We start from the raw sequence: 15,423 nt of genomic DNA, 5'->3' as shown, positions 1-15,423 counted from the left end.
GCGGAGCCCCAGGGGACGGGAATGGGTAGGGGCGGCGGGGGCGAGGAAAAGCCCCGGGAATGCACCCCCGCTCCCGAAGGTTGCCCACCCCGGGGGCCGAGAAGCGAACGGGCGTACCCTGGTGTACGCCGAAGAATCGAAGCTACAGGGAGCCGATGTGTCCGCAGTCGCACCCGACGGACGCAAGATGCTGCGCCTGGAGGTCCGGAACGCCCAGACCCCCATCGAGCGCAAGCCCGAGTGGATCAAGACCCGGGCGAAAATGGGCCCCGAGTACACGAAGATGCAGAACCTCGTGAAGAGCGAGGGCCTGCACACGGTCTGCCAGGAAGCAGGCTGCCCCAACATCTACGAGTGCTGGGAAGACCGCGAGGCCACGTTCCTCATCGGCGGCGACCAGTGCACGAGGCGCTGCGACTTCTGCCAGATCGACACGGGCAAGCCCGAGGCGCTGGACCGGGACGAGCCGCGCCGCGTGGGCGAGTCCGTGGTCACCATGGACCTCAACTACGCGACCATCACGGGCGTCGCCCGCGACGACCTCGAGGACGGCGGCGCCTGGCTGTACGCCGAGACCGTGCGCCAGATCCACGCGCAGACGGCGAACCGCGAGACCGGCCCCACCAAGGTCGAGCTCCTCGCCCCCGACTTCAACGCGGTCCCCGAGCAGCTGGCCGAGGTCTTCTCCTCCCGGCCCGAGGTGTTCGCGCACAACGTCGAGACGGTGCCCCGCATCTTCAAGCGCATCCGCCCGGGCTTCCGCTACGAGCGCTCGCTGAAGGTCATCACCGACGCCCGCGACTACGGTCTGGTCACGAAGTCGAACCTGATCCTCGGCATGGGCGAGACCCGTGAAGAGGTCAGCGAGGCCCTGCGCCAGCTCCACGAGGCCGGCTGCGAGCTCGTCACCATCACGCAGTACCTGCGGCCCTCCGTGCGCCACCACCCCGTGGAGCGCTGGGTGAAGCCGCACGAGTTCGTCGAGCTGAAGGAGGAGGCCGACCAGATCGGCTTCTCCGGAGTCATGTCGGGCCCGCTGGTCCGCTCCTCGTACCGCGCGGGCCGCCTGTACCAGATGGCGATCGAGAAGCGGGGCTCGTACGTCGCCTCGCAGGCCGTCTGAGACGAGGCGGGGCGGGGTCGCGCGAGACATCGCGCGACCTGCGGGATGGCACGCAGTGCCACGCAAGCGTGTGAATCCCAGCACAAGCGACTACCCACCGGTAGTGGCCAATACGACGCGGTCCCGACCGTCCCCGCAGATGGGGGCACCGTCAGGGCCGCGTCAGTGTTTTCGGCCCGCGCATCAAGGCTTCATTGGCGTTTGACCGGTCGGTCACGCCCTGGTAACACCATTCAGTGACCCTGGTCTTACGCCACGTAGAGCCCCGGCCAGAGCCGCCATCCCGAGGGGGGACCTCCATCATGCAGACCGCGCCCGTACGAGCCACACCGATTCCGTCGTTCGGCGATGCACTCCGTGCCGTCGAGTCACTGCTCCTGAGCAGCGGCCAGCGCACCGCCCGCCGCAACGCCTGGACCTCCGTCCTGGAGGACCGCCGCCGCGCCAAGGACCGCGTCGAGGCCCAGCTCGTGCTGGAGAAGAGCCTCAGCGGCCGTCACTGAGCCGCCGACCCGGCACCGCCGTCGTCGGCGCTTCCCACGCCACGTAGACTTCACGGCATGGCGAGGAAGGAATCCGCAGCGGACGCTGCGAACCCCGGGCGACTCAAGCAGATCGCCCTGACTTACAAGATGACCCGCAAGGCCGACAAGATGATCGGTCTTGTGCTCGCGGCTGTCGGAATCGGCACCCTCGGTGTCTTCCTCGCGATCGGCTTCTTGATCGGGCACCCGATCTATCTCGGCATTCTCGGCCTCCTGCTCGCCTTCCTCGCGTCGGCGATCGTCTTCGGACGCCGGGCCGAGCGTGCGGCGTTCGGGCAGATGGAGGGCCAGCCGGGTGCGGCCGCCGCGGTGCTCGACAACGTCGGGCGCGGCTGGACGACCACCCCGGCGGTGGCGATGAACCGCAGCCAGGACGTGGTCCACCGGGCCGTCGGCAAGGCCGGCATCGTCCTGGTCGCCGAGGGCAACCCGAACCGGGTGAAGAGCCTGCTGGCCGCCGAGAAGAAGAAGATGGCCCGCATCGTCGCGGACGTGCCGGTGCACGACATCCTCGTCGGCACGGGCGAGGGCCAGGTCGAGCTCAAGAAGCTCCGCACGACGATGCTGAAGCTGCCCCGCGTGCTGTCCGGTCCTCAGGTCACGGCGACCAACGACCGGTTGCGCGCGCTCGGCGACCTCATGTCGAACATGCCACTCCCCAAGGGCCCGATGCCCAAGGGCATGCGCATGCCGCGCGGCGGCCCGAAAATGCGCTGACACACTCCCGTACGACGAAGACGCACTCCGCGTACGACGATGGGGGCGCCCGGATCACTCCGGGCGCCCCCATCGTCGTACGGACCGGGATCCGTCAGATCCTGACCTCGACCGTGCGGGCCAGGCGGTCGTGCAGGCCCCTGCCGTCGCGGTCCCAGATCAGCGCCGGGAGGGCGACGCACAGGAGGATCGTGCGCAGGAGGGCGCGGAGCGGGTTGACCGTGCCGGTGTCCAGCGCGAGGACGCGGAGGCCGAACAGGCGCTTGCCGGGGGTGAAGCCGATCGTGCCGACGGTCAGGACGCTCACGCCGAAGAAGACGGCCAGCGCCCAGTTGCCGGTCGCCTGGCCGTAGCCGTCGGTGATCAGGCCGTATGCGATCAAGAGGCACAGGCCCCAGTCGACGGCGAGGGCGCCAAGGCGCCTCCCGGGGCGGGCGATCGAGCCGGGGCCCGACTCGGGCAGACCCAGCTGTTCGCCGCGGTATCCGAAGTCGGCACCGGCTTCCTCCGCGGCCGCGCGGGGTCCGGAGAGCCACGATCCGATTGCTTGCCTGTTGTCCACCCGTCCACGGTACTGCGCCCGTTTTGGCACGCGTACAGGTGGGGTGTTCCGGGCCGGGTCCGGTTAACTTGGGCGAAACAAATGGGTCACGCTTGAGAAATCACCCGTCCCTAAGGTCGGGCTCAGCGTGTGCCACCGCACTGGCCGCACGAACGAACTACCACCCCGGTCCACAGTGAGCGGGAGTAGGAGGAGCTGGATGTTCCAGAACGCCGACGAGGCCAAGAAGTTCATCAAGGACGAAGACGTCAAGTTCGTCGATGTCCGCTTCTGCGACCTGCCGGGTGTGATGCAGCACTTCACGCTGCCGGCAGAGGCCTTCGACCCGACCGAGGAACTGGCCTTCGACGGCTCCTCCATCCGCGGCTTCCAGGCCATCCACGAGTCCGACATGGCGCTCCGCGCCGACCTGTCCACCGCGCGCGTCGACCCCTTCCGCCGCGACAAGACGGTCAACATCAACTTCTTCATCCACGACCCGATCACGGGCGAGCAGTACTCCCGTGACCCGCGCAACGTGGCGAAGAAGGCCGAGGCGTACCTCGCGTCGACCGGCATCGCCGACACCGCGTACTTCGGCCCCGAGGCCGAGTTCTACGTCTTCGACAGCGTGCGCTTCGAGACCAAGTCGAACGAGTCCTTCTACCACATCGACTCCGAGGCGGGCGCCTGGAACACCGGCGCCATCGAGGACAACCGCGGCTACAAGGTCCGCTACAAGGGCGGTTACTTCCCGACCCCGCCGGTCGACCACTTCGCCGACCTCCGTGCCGAGATCTCCCTGGAGCTGGCCAAGTCCGGCCTCCAGGTCGAGCGCCAGCACCACGAGGTGGGCACCGCCGGCCAGGCCGAGATCAACTACAAGTTCAACACGCTGCTCGCCGCGGCCGACGACCTCCAGCTCTTCAAGTACATCGTGAAGAACGTCGCCTGGCGCAACGGCAAGACCGCGACCTTCATGCCGAAGCCGATCTTCGGTGACAACGGCTCGGGCATGCACGTCCACCAGTCGCTGTGGACGAACGGCGACCCGCTGTTCTACGACGAGGCCGGCTACGCGGGCCTGTCGGACACCGCCCGCTACTACATCGGCGGCATCCTCAAGCACGCCCCGTCGCTGCTGGCCTTCACCAACCCGACGGTGAACTCGTACCACCGCCTGGTCCCGGGCTTCGAGGCCCCGATCAACCTGGTCTACTCGCAGCGCAACCGCTCCGCGGCCATGCGTATCCCGATCACGGGCTCGAACCCGAAGGCCAAGCGCGTCGAGTTCCGCGCGCCCGACTCCTCCGGCAACCCGTACCTCGCCTTCTCGGCGCTGCTGCTCGCGGGTCTCGACGGCATCAAGAACAAGATCGAGCCGGCCGAGCCGATCGACAAGGACCTCTACGAGCTGGCCCCCGAGGAGCACGCGGGTGTCGCCCAGGTCCCGACCTCCCTCCCGGCCGTCCTGGACCGGCTTGAGGCCGACCACGAGTTCCTGCTCGCGGGCAACGTCTTCACGCCCGACCTGATCGAGACGTGGATCGACTACAAGCGCACCAACGAGATCGCTCCGCTGCAGCTGCGTCCGCACCCGCACGAGTTCGAGCTCTACTACGACGTGTGATCGACTCCGTGACCGACACGTACGCGTAGCGCGTCACGGCTGACGAACGAAGCCCTGTCACCGCCCCTCGGGCAGTGACAGGGCTTTGTCGTTCTTTGCCTGGTGGAGGACTGATCCAGATCCATTCGTGGAAATGCCCGGGTGCACACTGGAATCGGGACGAGTGCCCGATTTCGAGGTGATCGATATGCAGAGCCGCTTCCGGGCCGACCGGGGACTGACCGCGAGGATGGGCATCACGCTGTTCCTCCTCGGGCTGCTGTACGTGGCCTTCGTGGCCGTGCTGATCGTGCTGCTGAAGTCCTGGGTGCTGGTCGTGGTGATCGCCGCGGCGCTGCTCGGCGCGCAGTACTGGTTCTCGGACCGGATCGCGCTGTACGCGATGCACGGGCGGGTCGTCGAGCGCGAGGAGTATCCGCAGCTGCACGGGGTGATCGACCGGCTCTGCGCGACCGCCGACATGCCGAAGCCCGTGGTCGCCGTCTCCGACATGGAGATGCCGAACGCCTTCGCCACCGGGCGCAACGCCGACCACGCCGCGATCTGCGTGACGACCGGGCTGCTGCGGCGGCTCGACCCGGCCGAGCTGGAGGGCGTACTCGCCCATGAGCTGTCGCATGTGGCGCACCGCGATGTCGCGGTGATCACGGTGGCCTCGTTCCTGGGAGTGCTCGCCGGGCTCGTCGTGCGTTTCACCCTCTACTCGCAGGTGTTCGGCGGGCGGGGGCGCAAGGACCAGAACACGGTCGTCGTCCTGATGACGGTGATGGCGGTGTCCGCGGCCGTCTACGCGCTCAGCTTCCTGCTCATCCGGGCCCTGTCCCGGTACCGCGAGCTGGCCGCCGACCGGGCCGGGGCCATGCTCACCGGGCGTCCTTCGGCGCTGGCCTCCGCGCTGACCAAGCTGACCGGGGACATCGCGAAGATCCCCACGCGTGATCTGCGGACCGCGCAGGCCTTCAACGCCTTCTACTTCACGCCCGCGTTCGGTGCCGCGCCGGGCGGCCGGCAGCTCTTCTCCTCCCTGCTGTCGACGCACCCGAGCCTGGAGGACCGGCTTGATCAACTCGGCCGTATCTCCGGCGAGTTGGGTGAGGCGCCGGCGCCCGGGAAGGCGGGCTGAGCATGGGGCTCCTCGACATCCTCCTCGGCCGCAGCAGGCCCGTCGCGCCCGATCTCGACCAGCTATTCGGGCTGCCGTCGGCCGCCGTGACACTGGAGGCGGCGGCCGGGTTCACACCGACCGGGCACGGTTCGGTGTGCTTCGCGTCCGTCGAGGGGGCCGCCTTCGACGACGTACGGGAGGACGTGCGGGAGCTGCTCGACGCGGACTCGGAGCCGCCGGTGGAGGTGAGCCGGGACGACTACGGGTACACCTGGCTGGTGTCGCGGCGGGAGCCGGACGATCTGCCCGCGCTCGTCGGTGATCTGCACGCGGTGAACAGCACGCTGGAGGGCAGCGGGTTCGGCCCTCAACTGCTGTGCTCGGTGGTCGGGTTCCACCACGTCGACGGGCGGCGGCTCGGGCTCGTCTATCTCTACAAGCGCGGGACCTTCTACCCGTTCGCGCCGCTGCCCGGTGACGGCCGGCGGCGCGACAACGCGCTGGAGCTGCAGATCAGGGCGGCTCTCGGCAACGACCTGCGGGTGGAGCAGGACCTGGGCCGGTGGTTCCCGCTGTGGGGAGCGCCGGGCCTGGGCTAGCGCGTCCCTGAGCCGGCCGCTCCTGGCTAGTTCCGCTTCTGGCGGGTCATCCAGGGGCGTTCGCGGCGGTAGCGGCGCTCCCACCTGGCCTGCTGGTCGCGGCGCTGGCGGTAGGCGCGGTAGTCGTTGTCGCCGCGGACCGGCGAACCGGCCCCGCGGGGCGACGAGGAGCCCGTCGTCCCCTGGCCGGTACGGCCGTAGCGGAAGTGCAGATAGAGCAGGGCGGCTCCGGCGAGCCACCAGACCGGGTTGTTGAAACCGAGGACGACCAGAGCGAGGATCGCCAAAATGACCAAGGTACCCATGATGGGTCTCCTTGTGCGTGGGTGGTGGGACCTTGAGATGTCCGACGCGGCACTGGGGGCGGGCGCCCGTCCGTCGGTGCGTTGAGAGTAGCCCTCAGGATGCCGGGTGATGCCTGTCCGACGGAAACGAATAACGCCAGCTTCTGGGGGCGAACGCTCACAGAACTCCTGAAGTCGAACAAAATCGGTGCTCGGGGCGAGAATCCAGGGGCGGGGCCGGTACCGGACGGCGCAGGGCACGGCTACGGAGCGACACAGGGGATCGAGTGAGCGGACAGCTGCGGTACATCGAGGTGGCGGAGCGGCGGGCCCGGCTGGCCTTCGGGCAGCGGTTGGCCGGGGCCGCGCGGGCGGACTCGCCGGAGGAGGTCGCGGAATCGCTGGTGGCGCTGCACGGCACGGATCCCGCGAGCGTCTTCCTCGCCGTGGGCGCGCGTCTGGCGGACGCGGCGAAGACCGTGCCGGAGACGGAACGCGCGCTGTACGAGGACCGGACGCTGGTACGGATGCACGGCATGCGGCACACCGTGTTCGTGTTCCCCACCGGGCTCGTCCCGGTCGTGCACGCGTCCACCGGGCTCGCCGTCGCCGCGCGGGCTCGGGCCGCGCTGATCAAGGACATGGCCAAGGCGGGGGCACCGGACGCGCGGTGGCTCGCGGAGGTGGAGGCGTCCGCGCTGGCCGCGCTGGCCCGGCGCGGGGAGGCCACCGCGGTGGAACTGGCCCAGGACGAGCCCCGGTTGAGGGAACAGTTCGCGTACGCGGCGGGGAAGAGCTACGAGGGCGTGCACACCGTCTCCTCGCGGCTGTTGAGGGTGCTGGGGGTCGAGGGCCGGGTCGTACGGGGGCGGCCGCTGGGCTCATGGACGTCCACGCAGTTCCGGTGGGCGGTGGCCCCTCCCTCCCTCGAACTGCCGGTCGCCGAGGCTCAGGCGGAGCTCGTGCGGCGGTGGCTCCGCGCGTGCGGGCCGGCCACAGAGGCGGACCTGAAGTGGTGGACGGGCTGGAAGGTCACCGACGTACGGAGCGCGCTCAAGGCGGTGGGGACGGTGACCGTGTCGGTGGACGAGGGCGTCGGACACGTCCTCGCCGACGCGGTGGAGCCGGTCGGGGCGGCCGAGCCGTGGGCCGCGCTGCTGCCGGGCCTGGATCCGACGGCCATGGGATGGCAGGAGCGGGACTGGTACTGCCCGCAGGAGCTGCGGTCCGCGCTCTTCGACCGCAGCGGGAACATCGGGCCCACCGTGTGGTGGGACGGGCGGATCGTCGGCGGGTGGGCCCAGCGGCCCGACGGCGAGATCGCCTGGCGGCTGCTGGACACCGAGGGCGTGGGCCGCGAGGCACGGGAGGCGATCGAGGCGGAGGCCGCGCGGCTGCACGCCTGGGTGGGCCCCACCCGGGTGACCCCGCGCTTCCGGACGCCGCTGGAACGGGAGTTGGCGTCGGCCTGACGCCGGCAGCCGCCACGCCGCCGACTCGTCGCGCACGCCTCAGGGCCACGACCCGGTGCGCCGTCCGCCCCGACAAACGGGCGGCGCACCGGGAGTGAGCTCAGCGGGCGTACCTCATCAGGGCTCGGACCATGTGGCACGTGGTGTCCGACGGCGGGTGGATTCCGATGAGTTGGGCCGTGCTGCGGATCTTCTCGTTGCGGGCCTGGTTCGGTACGTACACACCCGAGTCGAGGAGGGCGATCGCGAGTCGCATCGCCTTCAGACGGCGGTTGTGCGTCACGTACCAGTCGCGCGGGCGGCCCGGTGGCAGCGGACGCTTCTCGACGGGCTCGTACGGCAGGTCGAGCAGGACCGCCCTCTTGGATGTGGACTGGGTGGGCAGCGGGCTGAGTGCGGCAGCGGGCACAGGCATCCTCCTGTCGCGGTCAGGGAACCGTCCGGCCTCTCCGGCGGCCCCCTCGAACACTACTTATAGTTTACCGGCCACCACTGACAATCAGCGAGCCCAGGACGTCCAGCAAATGCCCAGGTGGGCAAGGCAATTGGCGCCGTGTCACCCCTGGTTTGCGAGATGTGCGTGAGGCGGCACAAATTCGAACAGAGCCATCTCCCCGCGCTGCGTCGTTCTTGTCCCGGCGGCCGAGCTGTGGCTGACTGGCAGCGGCACCGAGGGGGAGCGGGCATGGGCGACTGGGTCGTGATCGCGCAGTACAGCAGCGACGTGTACAGGACCGAGTTCATCTGCAGCGGGCAGGAGACGAAGGAGCAGGCGCTGAAGGCACTCCGCGCCGCCCTCCACACGTATCTGCCGAGCAAGGGCATCGTGGAGAAGCGGCGCCGCGTGTACCGCTTCGCCGACCAGGAGTCGTACCTGGTGGTGATCAAGGGCAGGCTGTCGGAGTGGGAGTGCACCCTGCGCGTCGCGGAGCTGGTCTCGGACTCGACCGACCCGGCCGTGGCCGAGCGGGCACGGCCGGAGGACGGCGCGGCGGAGCCGGAGGACAGCCCCATGCAGCCGGAGGACGGCGCGGTGCCGCTGGAGGATGGCGCGGCACAGTTGGAGGACGGCGCGGCGGAGGCATCTGACGGACCGCAGGACCGGATCCCGCCCGGCTACTGACAATCACCCCTGGCCAGAAGCCCTTTGGGCCATACCGTGACGGGCGTCCCGCGCGGCGTTTCACGTACCTTGTGCGGTATGGAGATCTGGATCAATCCGGCATGTTCGAAGTGCCGCAGCGCCATCAGCCTGCTGGACGCGGAAGGGGCCGCGTACACGGTTCGGCGATATCTGGAGGACGTGCCGAGCGAGGCCGAGATCCGGGAGGTCCTGGAGCGGCTCGGCCTTGAGCCCTGGGACATCACCCGGACCCAGGAGGCCGTGGCGAAGGAGCTGGGGATGAAGGAGTGGGCCCGGGACCCCGCCTCGCGGGAGCGGTGGGTCGCGGCGCTGGCGGAGCACCCTCGGCTCATCCAGCGGCCGATCATCACCGCGGAGGACGGAACCGCCGTGGTGGCCCGCACGGACGAGGCCGTACGGAACGCGTTGGGCCGAAGTCAAGGTGAGGGTTCCTCAACTGCCGTGTGATCTACGTTACTCAGGTGACTCGTGTGAACCAGTGAGTAACTCCGTTCGGTATCTCGTACATAGCGGCGGAACGGCCACCGCCAGGGGTGGCCGGGGACAGGAGCCGTTCATGTCACGCAGGAGAACTCTCGGCCCGAAGAAGAAGATCGCGCTGCTGGTGAGCGCCGCGGCCGTGGCCGGCGGCGGGGCCTTCGCCTTCGCCGCCACCTCGAACGCGAGCACCAACGCTCCGGCCGCGCAGTCCTCCGTGGTCTGCGACGGACTGGCCACCGCGCTCGGCAACAACGAGAAGTTCATCGAGGGGCAGCGCACCAGCCCGGACGCCCAGTCCCAGGCGCGGATCGCCAACCGGGAGGCGGTGATCGCCCAGATCAAGGTCCAGCAGGAGGCCTCCGGTTGTGAGGTCGGCGAGTCCTCGCAGGCCGGCGCGCCCCAGGGGACGCCCGCCGAGTCGGCCCCGCCCGCCGCGGCCGACCCCGCGGACCCGGCGGATCCCGCCGAGCAGCCCTCGCAGGGCGCTTCGGCGCCCGCTGCAGGTGACGCCGGCGGTGACAACGCGGCCGGTGGCCAGCAGGTCTGCAACGGCTCCACCGTCACCCTGTCCGGCGAGGCCGGCGCCCCCGCGGCGTCCAGCAACCAGTTCCCGGCCGGTACGAAGCTGAAGGTCACGAACCTGGACAACAACAAGTCCACGACCGTGGAGGTCACTTCGGTCTCCGGCAGCTGCGCGCTCCTGAACAACGCGGCGTTCGAGCAGGTCCGCGAGCCCGGCAAGTTCCTGATCCGCAGGGCCCTCATCGAGAAGGTGGGCTGAGCCCTCGTCGAGAAGGTGGACCGACGGGACGACTCCCATCGGTGGGACCTCGCCGCAGTGACGGTTCAGGCTGCCAGGAAGCCGGTCAGTCTGCGGTTCAGCTCGGCGGGGTCCGTGTGGGGCAGCGCGTGGTGCGACACGTCCGGCAGGACGGTCACCTCCGCGTGCGGCAACAGGGTGGCGGCGCGGGCCGCCACCCGTCGCGCGTCATGGGTCCTGCTCCTCTCGGCCAGCAGGACCAGGACCGGCAGATCGAGCGCGCGCAGGGCCTCCGGTTCGGGAGCCGGGCCCGTCACGGGCCGCACGAGCGGGAACGTGCCGGCCTCCTCCTGGAGACGCAGCCAGTCGTGGTCGAGCGGAACGCCCCCGGTCTCCCACTCCAGGAAGGCGCGCAGCCGGCGGGGCGAGCGCCGCAGCATCATCGACCCGGCGCGCAGCAGGTAAGCCGTCTTGAACCCGGAGAAGCAGTTCGTCGGGTCGAGGAGGAACAGACGGCTCACCCGCTCCGGCACGTGCAGCGCGTACTGCAGGGCGATCCAGCCGCCGTACGAGTGCCCGCCCAGCTGGATCCGGGCGGCCGGGGAGGCACCCATGTCGTGCAGAAGCGCGCCGACGAGTTCGTCGAGCCACGCGGTGATGTCTTCGACCGTGCGCAGGGGACTCTCGGCATCGCGTACGCTGCGGCCCGGTTCGCCGATCAGGTCGACGGCGTGGACCCGGTGCGTACGGGCGAGTTCGGCCGCGTTGGCGAACCAGGAGGCCGAGGTGGCACCGCCTCCGCCCGGTAACAGGAGAAGCGGGGTGCCGTCGCGCGGACCGCAGACGTTGACCACGGTCTCGCCGAAGGCGGTGCGGACGCTGATCTCCTCCCGGTCGGCGGGCCACTTGGCCACGACCTTGTCGTACGCCACGCTGAAGTTCATGCTCCCCTTCCCCTCCCTCTATTATCTCGCTGAACGAGATACTCACTCATCGAGATGATAGACGGGGACGCGGAGTGAAGGACCAGGGGCCCGAGATGGAGATCGTCCATCTCCTGCGCGCGGCCACCGTCGAACTCGGCCTGCACAGCGCCCGGTTCGCGCACGACAACGGCATGCACGCCACGGACGTCAGGGCGCTGATCTGCCTCATGGACGCCCGCAGGGACGGGACCGAGATGACGGCCGGACGGCTCGGCGGGCTGCTCGGACTCAACTCGGCGGGCACCACCGCCGTCGTCGACCGGCTCGAACGGCTGGGGCACGCGCGGCGGGTACGGGACGGGCGCGACCGGCGCCGGGTGCTCGTCGAGGTGGAGAAGCGCGCGGTCGAACTGGGCCAGGCCTTCTTCGGCCCGCTGATCGACCGGTCCGTGGAACTGCTACGTGGGTACGACGAGCGCGAACTGGCCGCGATCCGGGGGTTCCTGGCGGGGGTGCGGGAGGCCGCGTCGGGCGCAGCACCCGACGCGAACCCCGAGGCGTGACGAAACCCATCGCATACGAGGGTCCCGGGTGGGGCGGGCGTCGTGCGGAATCCGCTGTTCGGGAGGCTGGTACGCGGCGCGCGAACGCTCTCAGCGAGTGAGCCGCAGCACAGAGGCACCAGGTAACACGGGGTTCACATTCGAGCAATGATCGGGAAATCGCCTGTTGACAGGCTTCCCGGCATCCCCCGCGGCGCCCCGGTGCCGCAGCGCCGCAGCACCCGCATCGCGCTGAGAGACCCACCCCGAAGGATGTGGCCCGTGACCTTCAAGGCTGAGTACATCTGGATCGACGGCACCGAGCCGACGGCCAAGCTCCGTTCGAAGACGAAGATACTGGCCGACGACGCCAAGGGTGCCGAGCTGCCGATCTGGGGCTTCGACGGGTCCTCCACGAACCAGGCCGAGGGTCATGCCTCCGACCGCGTGCTCAAGCCGGTCGCCGTCTTCCCGGACCCGATCCGCGGCGGCGACGACGTGCTCGTCATGTGCGAGGTCCTCAACATCGACATGACGCCGCACGAGTCCAACACCCGTGCCGCGCTCACCGAGGTCGCGGAGAAGTTCGCCGCGCAGGAGCCGATCTTCGGCATCGAGCAGGAGTACACGTTCTTCAAGGGCGCGCGCCCGCTCGGCTTCCCCGAGGGCGGCTTCCCGGCCGCGCAGGGTGGCTACTACTGCGGTGTCGGCTCGGACGAGATCTTCGGCCGTGACATCGTCGAGGCCCACCTGGACAACTGTCTGAAGGCGGGTCTCGCCATCTCCGGCATCAACGCCGAGGTCATGCCCGGCCAGTGGGAGTTCCAGGTCGGCCCGGTCTCACCGCTGGAGGTCGCCGACCAGCTGTGGGTGGCCCGCTGGCTGCTCTACCGCACCGCCGAGGACTTCGACGTCTCCGCGACGCTGGACCCGAAGCCGGTGAAGGGCGACTGGAACGGCGCGGGTGCGCACACCAACTTCTCCACCAAGGCGATGCGCGAGGGTTACGACGCGATCATCACCGCGTGCGAGTCGCTGGGCGAGGGCTCAAAGCCGCTCGACCACGTCAAGAACTACGGTGCCGGGATCGACGACCGGCTGACCGGTCTGCACGAGACCGCTCCGTGGAACGAGTACTCCTACGGGGTGTCCAACCGTGGTGCCTCGGTGCGGATTCCGTGGCAGGTGGAGAAGGACGGCAAGGGGTACATCGAGGACCGGCGGCCCAACGCCAACGTCGACCCCTACCTGGTCACGCGGTTGATCGTCGACACGTGCTGCTCCGCGCTCGAGAAGGCCGGGCAGGTCTGAGTTTCCTGTTCTTCCGAAGGGGCGCCCACCTTTGTGGTGGGGCGCCCCTTCCGCGTTCGGTCAGGGGCGGTGTCGGGTGTGTGGGCGGGTGCGGGGCGGTGGGGGGCTTGTCGCGCAGTTCCCCGCGCCCCTTGGTGAGCGGCCCCAGGCAGCTGAAAGGTTGGCTGCCTCAAGACGTGGCAAGTAAATGTCCGGCCTGTGAGAGGAGGCTGCTGCTGGGGGTGCGTGTCTGCTTCAATGAGGGCATGACCGGCTTCCAGGAGTTCAGTGCGACGGGTCGTCGTGACCTTGAGCCCTTCTGGCCTTCCCGGCAGCATCATGACTTCGACCGGGTGTGTTGTCGCGCGGTGAACGCGCGGGCCCTCTAAAGCCGTACATCCCGGCCTTCGGCCAGCGCGCACGACGTACGTCCTCCGACGACCTCTCGCGCGAAAGAGCTGACCTCTCATGGCGAACACCCGTTCCTTCTCGTCCGTTGCCACCGCCCCCTCCACGGCGCCCGCCCCGGTCCCGTCCACGGGCTCGGCGCGTCATCGACTGCGTGCCGTCGACCGGGACGAGGTGGTCGACGTCACGGACCTCCTCCCGCCGGGCGCCACCTGGCTGCCCGCTCCCCCGCACACCCTGCCCACGCTGCCGGGCCGGCCGCCGATGATCGGGTACCTGGTCCTCGTACCGGCCGACCAGCCGTCCCTCCTGCCGGTCGCCGTGCCGGACGCGGACCGGGCGGAGCCGGAGAGCGAGGGCGACGACTCCCTCGTACGCGTCGACACCGTGCAGCGCACGGCCGAGGTCGGCGGGCGGCCGCTCGATCTCACGTATCTGGAGTTCGAGCTGCTCTCTCATCTGGTGGCGCATCCGCACCGGGTGCACACCCGCGACCAGCTGGTCACCACCGTGTGGGGCTACGGACACGTGGGGGACGGCCGGACCGTGGACGTCCACATCGCCCGGCTGCGCCGCAAGCTGGGGTCGGAGCACCGCGAGGCGATCCAGACGGTGCGGCGCGTGGGGTACAAGTACACGCCGCCGACCGCGAGCTGATCCCGGGACCGGCACCTCTTACGGATTCGTCCGTCGGCGGAACGGTTCTTCTGTCGGCAGATTCGCGTTCCGTCGTGCGGGGCCGCCGGGCAGAGTCACCCGTATGAGACTTCTGATGCTGGGCGGTACGGAGTTCGTGGGCCGGGCCGTCGTGGAGGCGGCGCTCGCCCGCGGCTGGGACGTGACCGTCTTCCACCGGGGACGCCACGAACCTCCGGCGGGGGTGCGCTCCCTGCACGGCGACCGCACCGCGCCCGACGGGCTCGCGGCCCTGGCCGGGACCGAGGAGGAGTGGGACGTCGTCGTCGACACCTGGTCCGCGGCCCCGCGGATCGTCCGGGACTCGGCGCGGCTGCTGGCGAACCGCGCCCGGCGGTACGTGTACGTGTCGAGCTGTTCCGTGTACGCCTGGCCGCCCGCTGCCGGATACGACGAGGGCAGCCCACCGGTGGAGGGCGCCTCCCCGGACGCCGAACACACCGACTACGCACGCGACAAGCGGGGCGGCGAACTGGCCGTGCTGGAGGCCTTCGGCGAGGAGCGGGCGCTTCTCGTACGGGCCGGTCTGATCCTCGGCCCGTACGAGAACATCGGGCGGCTGCCGTGGTGGCTGGACCGGATGGCGCGCGGCGGGCCCGTCCTCGCGCCCGGTCCCCGTGAACTGCCCCTCCAGTACGTCGACGTCCGCGATCTGGCCGAGTGGACCCTCGGCGCGGTGGAGGCGGGGGCGGACGGGGCGTACAACGTCATCAGCCCGTCGGGGCACGCGACCATGGGGGCGCTGCTCGACGCGTGCGTCCGGGTCGCGGGAGGCGCAGCCGCGGGAAGTCCGGCCGAGCTCCGGTGGACCGACCCCGAGGTGATTCTCGCGGCCGGGATCGAGCCGTGGATCCAGCTGCCGGTGTGGGTGCCGCCCGGCTCGGAGTCGTACGACGCGATGCACCGGGCGGATGTGTCCAGGGCGGTACGGGACGGGCTGCGGTGCCGGCCGGTCGCCGAGACGGTGGCCGACACCTGGAGCTGGCTGCAGAGCATCGGCGGTACGGCTCCCCGGCGCCCCGACCGGCCGGTGGTCGGGCTCGACCCCTCGGTGGAGGTGAAGGTCCTGGGCGACTGAGTGCCGCGGGGGTGGCGTTGGCACCACCCCCGCCGGGTGGCTCGACCCCGTGACCACGGCGGCGGACTCGGCGAGACTGAGGG

The 15,423-nt window shown here is 70.0% G+C and carries 18 protein-coding genes; 14 read left to right on the top strand and 4 right to left on the bottom strand.

Annotated features, from left to right (window positions below; all coding sequences use genetic code 11):
* Positions 1–157 precede the first annotated feature (157 nt).
* The 3 genes from lipA to JEQ17_RS33445 all read left to right on the top strand — a co-directional run bounded on the left by lipA (position 158) and on the right by JEQ17_RS33445 (position 2,385).
* Complete coding sequence (lipA, locus tag JEQ17_RS33455; RefSeq protein WP_200398735.1) at positions 158–1,123, top strand: lipoyl synthase; 966 nt, start codon at positions 158–160, stop codon at positions 1,121–1,123.
* Between the two features lie 302 nt (positions 1,124–1,425).
* On the top strand, positions 1,426–1,626 hold the full coding sequence (locus JEQ17_RS33450; protein ID WP_143631185.1) for an SCO2195 family GlnR-regulated protein: 201 nt from the start codon (positions 1,426–1,428) through the stop codon (positions 1,624–1,626).
* A gap of 57 nt (positions 1,627–1,683) precedes the next feature.
* Complete coding sequence (locus JEQ17_RS33445) at positions 1,684–2,385, top strand: DUF4191 domain-containing protein (protein WP_055611121.1); 702 nt, start codon at positions 1,684–1,686, stop codon at positions 2,383–2,385.
* A 94-nt stretch (positions 2,386–2,479) separates the two neighbouring features.
* Here JEQ17_RS33445 and JEQ17_RS33440 read toward each other — a convergent pair whose 3' ends face one another.
* Entirely contained in the window at positions 2,480–2,947 is a 468-nt protein-coding gene (locus tag JEQ17_RS33440; protein WP_200398734.1) for an RDD family protein, read from the bottom strand.
* 199 nt (positions 2,948–3,146) lie between these two features.
* Between JEQ17_RS33440 and glnA the strand changes: the two genes are divergently transcribed.
* From glnA to pspAB, 3 genes are all read left to right on the top strand, one after another.
* Positions 3,147–4,556 carry a type I glutamate--ammonia ligase gene (gene glnA / locus JEQ17_RS33435; protein WP_200398733.1) on the top strand — a complete coding sequence of 470 codons (1,410 nt, stop codon included), beginning with the start codon at positions 3,147–3,149 and terminating at the stop codon, positions 4,554–4,556.
* Positions 4,557–4,743: 187 nt separating this feature from the next.
* Positions 4,744–5,679, top strand: coding sequence for a zinc metalloprotease HtpX (gene htpX / locus JEQ17_RS33430; protein WP_200398732.1), 936 nt, complete (start codon positions 4,744–4,746; stop codon positions 5,677–5,679).
* Between the two features lie 2 nt (positions 5,680–5,681).
* Entirely contained in the window at positions 5,682–6,260 is a 579-nt protein-coding gene (gene pspAB / locus JEQ17_RS33425; protein ID WP_200398731.1) for a PspA-associated protein PspAB, read from the top strand.
* Positions 6,261–6,286: 26 nt separating this feature from the next.
* Here pspAB and JEQ17_RS33420 read toward each other — a convergent pair whose 3' ends face one another.
* Complete coding sequence (locus JEQ17_RS33420) at positions 6,287–6,565, bottom strand: hypothetical protein (RefSeq protein ID WP_200398730.1); 279 nt, start codon at positions 6,563–6,565, stop codon at positions 6,287–6,289.
* A gap of 266 nt (positions 6,566–6,831) precedes the next feature.
* Here JEQ17_RS33420 and JEQ17_RS33415 point away from each other — a divergent pair, with 266 nt between their 5' ends.
* Entirely contained in the window at positions 6,832–8,016 is a 1,185-nt protein-coding gene (locus JEQ17_RS33415; RefSeq protein WP_200398729.1) for a winged helix DNA-binding domain-containing protein, read from the top strand.
* A 100-nt stretch (positions 8,017–8,116) separates the two neighbouring features.
* Here the strand turns inward: JEQ17_RS33415 and JEQ17_RS33410 are convergent, their stop codons facing one another.
* Positions 8,117–8,425 (bottom strand): hypothetical protein, encoded by a 309-nt coding sequence (locus JEQ17_RS33410; RefSeq protein WP_143631201.1) that lies wholly within the window; start codon positions 8,423–8,425, stop codon positions 8,117–8,119.
* A 276-nt stretch (positions 8,426–8,701) separates the two neighbouring features.
* On the opposite strand from JEQ17_RS33410, the gene JEQ17_RS33405 reads away from it, so the two are divergent.
* The 3 genes from JEQ17_RS33405 (at position 8,702) to JEQ17_RS33395 (ending at position 10,421) form a co-directional block, all read left to right on the top strand.
* Positions 8,702–9,139, top strand: coding sequence for a hypothetical protein (locus tag JEQ17_RS33405; protein WP_200398728.1), 438 nt, complete (start codon positions 8,702–8,704; stop codon positions 9,137–9,139).
* Positions 9,140–9,217: 78 nt separating this feature from the next.
* Positions 9,218–9,607, top strand: coding sequence for an arsenate reductase family protein (locus JEQ17_RS33400; protein WP_200398727.1), 390 nt, complete (start codon positions 9,218–9,220; stop codon positions 9,605–9,607).
* Between the two features lie 109 nt (positions 9,608–9,716).
* Entirely contained in the window at positions 9,717–10,421 is a 705-nt protein-coding gene (locus JEQ17_RS33395; RefSeq protein ID WP_200398726.1) for an RlpA-like double-psi beta-barrel domain-containing protein, read from the top strand.
* A 65-nt stretch (positions 10,422–10,486) separates the two neighbouring features.
* On the opposite strand, the gene JEQ17_RS33390 is transcribed toward JEQ17_RS33395, so the two are convergent.
* Positions 10,487–11,344, bottom strand: coding sequence for an alpha/beta fold hydrolase (locus JEQ17_RS33390; protein WP_200398725.1), 858 nt, complete (start codon positions 11,342–11,344; stop codon positions 10,487–10,489).
* 95 nt (positions 11,345–11,439) lie between these two features.
* Here JEQ17_RS33390 and JEQ17_RS33385 point away from each other — a divergent pair, with 95 nt between their 5' ends.
* The 4 genes from JEQ17_RS33385 (at position 11,440) to JEQ17_RS33370 (ending at position 15,340) form a co-directional block, all read left to right on the top strand.
* A complete protein-coding gene (locus JEQ17_RS33385) occupies positions 11,440–11,889 on the top strand; it encodes a MarR family transcriptional regulator (RefSeq protein ID WP_200401860.1) in 450 nt (149 codons plus the stop codon).
* Between the two features lie 261 nt (positions 11,890–12,150).
* Positions 12,151–13,179, top strand: a complete 1,029-nt coding sequence (gene glnII, locus JEQ17_RS33380; RefSeq protein WP_200398724.1) for a glutamine synthetase — start codon at positions 12,151–12,153, stop codon at positions 13,177–13,179.
* A gap of 447 nt (positions 13,180–13,626) precedes the next feature.
* Entirely contained in the window at positions 13,627–14,223 is a 597-nt protein-coding gene (locus tag JEQ17_RS33375) for a winged helix-turn-helix domain-containing protein (protein ID WP_200398723.1), read from the top strand.
* A gap of 103 nt (positions 14,224–14,326) precedes the next feature.
* Positions 14,327–15,340, top strand: a complete 1,014-nt coding sequence (locus JEQ17_RS33370) for an NAD-dependent epimerase/dehydratase family protein (RefSeq protein ID WP_200398722.1) — start codon at positions 14,327–14,329, stop codon at positions 15,338–15,340.
* The last annotated feature ends 83 nt before the right edge of the window (positions 15,341–15,423 follow it).

Origin of the sequence: Streptomyces liliifuscus (genome assembly GCF_016598615.1) — a bacterium.
In the GTDB taxonomy this organism is placed as follows: domain Bacteria; phylum Actinomycetota; class Actinomycetes; order Streptomycetales; family Streptomycetaceae; genus Streptomyces; species Streptomyces liliifuscus.
Note: the sequence above shows the minus strand (reverse complement) of the source record. Positions and strands in the feature narration are given on the sequence as shown.

Coding starts and splice junctions, on each gene's coding strand:
- JEQ17_RS33450 (WP_143631185.1), top strand. CDS start 1,426: ATGCAGACCGCGCCCGTACGAGCCACACCGATTCCGTCGTTCGGCGAT.
- JEQ17_RS33445 (WP_055611121.1), top strand. CDS start 1,684: ATGGCGAGGAAGGAATCCGCAGCGGACGCTGCGAACCCCGGGCGACTC.
- glnA (WP_200398733.1), top strand. CDS start 3,147: ATGTTCCAGAACGCCGACGAGGCCAAGAAGTTCATCAAGGACGAAGAC.
- htpX (WP_200398732.1), top strand. CDS start 4,744: ATGCAGAGCCGCTTCCGGGCCGACCGGGGACTGACCGCGAGGATGGGC.
- pspAB (WP_200398731.1), top strand. CDS start 5,682: ATGGGGCTCCTCGACATCCTCCTCGGCCGCAGCAGGCCCGTCGCGCCC.
- JEQ17_RS33420 (WP_200398730.1), bottom strand. CDS start 6,565: ATGGGTACCTTGGTCATTTTGGCGATCCTCGCTCTGGTCGTCCTCGGT.
- JEQ17_RS33405 (WP_200398728.1), top strand. CDS start 8,702: ATGGGCGACTGGGTCGTGATCGCGCAGTACAGCAGCGACGTGTACAGG.
- JEQ17_RS33400 (WP_200398727.1), top strand. CDS start 9,218: ATGGAGATCTGGATCAATCCGGCATGTTCGAAGTGCCGCAGCGCCATC.
- JEQ17_RS33395 (WP_200398726.1), top strand. CDS start 9,717: ATGTCACGCAGGAGAACTCTCGGCCCGAAGAAGAAGATCGCGCTGCTG.
- JEQ17_RS33390 (WP_200398725.1), bottom strand. CDS start 11,344: ATGAACTTCAGCGTGGCGTACGACAAGGTCGTGGCCAAGTGGCCCGCC.
- JEQ17_RS33385 (WP_200401860.1), top strand. CDS start 11,440: ATGGAGATCGTCCATCTCCTGCGCGCGGCCACCGTCGAACTCGGCCTG.
- JEQ17_RS33375 (WP_200398723.1), top strand. CDS start 13,627: ATGGCGAACACCCGTTCCTTCTCGTCCGTTGCCACCGCCCCCTCCACG.
- JEQ17_RS33370 (WP_200398722.1), top strand. CDS start 14,327: ATGAGACTTCTGATGCTGGGCGGTACGGAGTTCGTGGGCCGGGCCGTC.